5 protein-coding genes and 2 pseudogenes are annotated in these 2,947 nt (G+C 61.5%); 2 read left to right on the top strand and 5 right to left on the bottom strand.

The window, feature by feature from the left end; all coding sequences use genetic code 11:
• Nucleotides 1-90: 90 nt before the first annotated feature.
• Nucleotides 91-198: pseudogene (locus ABD358_RS28290) on the top strand (IS5/IS1182 family transposase); the annotation flags it as partial.
• Here ABD358_RS28290 and ABD358_RS28285 read toward each other — a convergent pair.
• The 5 genes from ABD358_RS28285 to ABD358_RS28265 all read right to left on the bottom strand — a co-directional run bounded on the left by ABD358_RS28285 (nucleotide 190) and on the right by ABD358_RS28265 (nucleotide 2,613).
• Nucleotides 190-531, bottom strand: coding sequence for a hypothetical protein (locus ABD358_RS28285; protein ID WP_344634011.1), 342 nt, complete (start codon nucleotides 529-531; stop codon nucleotides 190-192). The pseudogene ABD358_RS28290 and the gene ABD358_RS28285 sit on opposite strands and share 9 nt — an antisense overlap.
• A gap of 49 nt (nucleotides 532-580) precedes the next feature.
• Entirely contained in the window at nucleotides 581-1,126 is a 546-nt protein-coding gene (locus ABD358_RS28280; protein ID WP_344634012.1) for a hypothetical protein, read from the bottom strand.
• Nucleotides 1,102-1,614, bottom strand: coding sequence for a transposase (locus ABD358_RS28275; protein WP_344634010.1), 513 nt, complete (start codon nucleotides 1,612-1,614; stop codon nucleotides 1,102-1,104). Before ABD358_RS28275 ends, ABD358_RS28280 begins: the two co-directional genes overlap by 25 nt.
• A gap of 16 nt (nucleotides 1,615-1,630) precedes the next feature.
• A complete protein-coding gene (locus ABD358_RS28270) occupies nucleotides 1,631-1,846 on the bottom strand; it encodes a hypothetical protein (RefSeq protein WP_344634009.1) in 216 nt (71 codons plus the stop codon).
• 326 nt (nucleotides 1,847-2,172) lie between these two features.
• The gene (locus ABD358_RS28265) at nucleotides 2,173-2,613 is read right to left on the bottom strand and encodes a hypothetical protein (RefSeq protein ID WP_344634008.1); all 441 of its coding nucleotides are present in this window, start codon (nucleotides 2,611-2,613) and stop codon (nucleotides 2,173-2,175) included.
• A 234-nt stretch (nucleotides 2,614-2,847) separates the two neighbouring features.
• Here ABD358_RS28265 and ABD358_RS28260 point away from each other — a divergent pair.
• A pseudogene (locus ABD358_RS28260) lies at nucleotides 2,848-2,947 on the top strand (IS5/IS1182 family transposase); the annotation flags it as partial.

Raw genomic sequence — 2,947 nt, 5'->3', positions numbered from 1 at the left:
TGCACTGCGTTCGCCCCCTGCCCGAACCGGGACGTCCCACCCCGACTCCGGGCCAGCCCGGCCTTCCGGACAGATAGCGATCATGCAACAGCCCCTGTCACGTCCTGGCGGCTCCTCCGCAGGCTCCGCTGCTCGACCACCCGGATCACCGGTCTCGTTCAGGCCGTCCTCGCCCTGCATCTGGCCAGCTCAGAGTGAGGACGGAAAAGGCTCAGTTCCTGTAGAATCTTCTATAATAACTGCCTTCCATCTTTCATATTCGGTCCGTGCCTGACTTTTTCCGTCAAAATAATCCTCCCAGAAGCCTGCTGACCCCCAAGCTGAAGGTCCGATGAACAATGATCCATGATTGGTTGCTCTCAGGCTCCAGCAGCGCGGCATCTCGGCGGATGTGATATCGAAGTAGCGTGAATCGAATAGAGCGGGCGCAGCGCCCTGGCCGGGGTCGATTCGAAAGTATGTGGGCCCATCGGATTTTGCATAGATTTCAAGCACCACATGATCCACATCGCTGCGGAGGGGAACGTCCACGGCCTGGACTCCAGGCCTCGGTTCCTTCGCCACTCTGACAAGCATCCGATCACCACCTTCTGTTCATGACTGCCTTGTAGTCGATATCGTATGACACCTCGCCTTTTTTCGAGTTGTAGCAGTAGTGGACTTGGAAGTCTCCGTACGGGCTCTGGTGGACCCTAGTGCTGTACTTTCCCCAGTCAGCGATGTTACTCTCGTCGGCCGTCAGGACTCTGATCACCTCAGGATCGTCGAGTTGCTCTCCTGGGATGATCATCCGCGATTCCCTTATTGCCTGAGGGGTTGGACCGCCATCCGGTGTGAAAATTGACTCCGCTGACTCGCGGCGCAGTTGCTCGGCGAGCCGCTGACCGTCAAGCGTTCCTGATATTGGCCAGAAACTCAAAGGGTTCCATTCCAGGGGGTAGCGGACATGCGGGCCGCCGAAGCAGCCGCGGACGATGTGTGGCTGACGCCGGCGTCGGTGGAAGAACCGACAGGTCTCGGCGGCGAGTTGGACCCGGTCCCGGGCCCGGCCGTGCATCGGCAGGCTCCGTTTGAGGTCGGCGTTGACCAGTTCGTCGGGGTTCAGCTCCGGTGAGTACGACGGCAGGAAGTGCGGCTCGACGCGGTTCGGGTGGTCGGCAAGCCAGGTGCGGACCTTCCGAGAGGGTGGGCGGAGCGGCCGTCCACGATCAGGTGGACCTGGCGGTCGAAGTGGCCGATGAGCCGGTCCAGAAAGCGGACCATCGCCTCGGCGGTGAACGCCTCGGTGAAGACCATGAGGTGCATCCGGCCCCTGATGCTGATCGCCGACATCGCGTTCACCGAGAACTGGTTCCCCGTCCGCCGCACGACCGGGGTGCGACCCTTCTCGCCGCAGGCTCGGCCGCCGACCTGGTCGGAACGGACACCGACCTGGTCGGCGAAGAGAATCTCCCCGTCGTCGGCCCTCGCCTTCGCGCGGATCTTGGGCCATGTCTCCTCGCGCCGGCGCCGCACCGCCTGCGGGTCCTGCTCGACGGCCCGCTGGTCCGGCCGCTGGAACGACAGCCCCCAACGCTTGAGGTACGTGCCCACCCCGGGTTCGGTCAGCCGCACCGGTACAGCCTGGCGATCAGCTCACCCACCAGCCGCCGCGTCCACGGCTGCTCGCCCAGAGCCACGTCACAGGGCCGGTGCTCGAGAATCGCCTGTGCCGGACGGCCGTCTGCTCGGCCTCGCCCAGCGCCTGGTGCACTCCGACCGGCTTGCCGCGCGGCCGCATCACCAGCGCCTCCCGGCCGTCGGCCTGCCACTTCGCCCACCAGCCGTCCACGGCCTTCCGCGACACCCCGAAGATCGCCGCGACGTCCTCACGGTGATGCCCGCCACCAGCGCGGCCACCGCCCGCAGCCGCAGAGCCTCCTGCACCGACGGCGACAGATGCCGCGCGTCCCCCATCAGATCGTTGACACCCCATCAGCGACCCAGAACTCCCAACGTTTCGGATCAATAAAGTCATTCAATGCTTTCCGGAAAGGTTTTCTCATGCTTCCGGGAAGGTCCCATCAGGTGGATGGAATGATTGAGCTTCAAGTGTCTCGCCTCGCCTTTTCCGAGAAAGTCGAGCAGCACGCTTCACGGGTTTATTTGTAGATTGATCGACAATCTATGCATCTATCCGGTGAAAAGTCGCCCTCCTTTCTCCCTTGCCGCTTTTTCAAGTCCCCGAAGAATCAACTCCATGTCCGTGTTCGCCTGAATGCAGAAGTCTTGGTCTTCTTGCGCCACGGAAACTGCGGAATCCGCAAAATTGCCACCCTCTCGATCCATTACTTCGATCAATCGACAGGGGACAATGAACCAATTTCTGAAAGATGCCTCAAAGCACCAATCTACAGATTCTGGGCAATCCTCGACGATCCCCCGGAAGAATTTCTTCATCTTGCTTTCCGGGTTTTCGTAGCGCCATCCAAGGATTGGAGCCTGCCAGCGTTCGAAAACTGCATTGAAGGCCACAGGCGCCCTGATCCACTTCAGCTCTCCGAACGCAGCCAGAGCAGCGCCGAAGCGCCTCCCGTCAAACTCGATTTTCCTCCGAGGGAATTCAGTCACCACAGCGTCCCCTTGCAGGATTCGTCTTTCACTATCAGCTTCTCGCCCTGGTTGGCCGGCCTCAGCGCTCTTCCGTAGTCTCCAGCGGATATTGGATCTTGACTCAATTCCGGGCCGTAGACACACTGAGCGTTTTCCAACCTGGCGCTCGAACTGGTCAGTTGGGCTGACGGACAGGTGAAGCCCCTGGTAGATAGATTTTCGACCAAGAAGAACCATCTCCACCAGAGGCTTCGCATCCTTGTCTACCCGTCCGGCGTCGACGTGTCCAGCTCTGCCCTGCGCTTCCTCTCCGCCCGCCTGCGGGAGCGCCGCCGTGCGCTCAAGACCCGCCGGC

Source organism: Streptomyces glaucosporus, from assembly GCF_039533345.1.
Classification (GTDB): Bacteria; Actinomycetota; Actinomycetes; order Streptomycetales; family Streptomycetaceae; genus Streptomyces; species Streptomyces glaucosporus.
The sequence above is the reverse complement of the archived record's forward strand: the minus strand, read 5'-3'. Positions and strand labels throughout refer to the sequence as shown.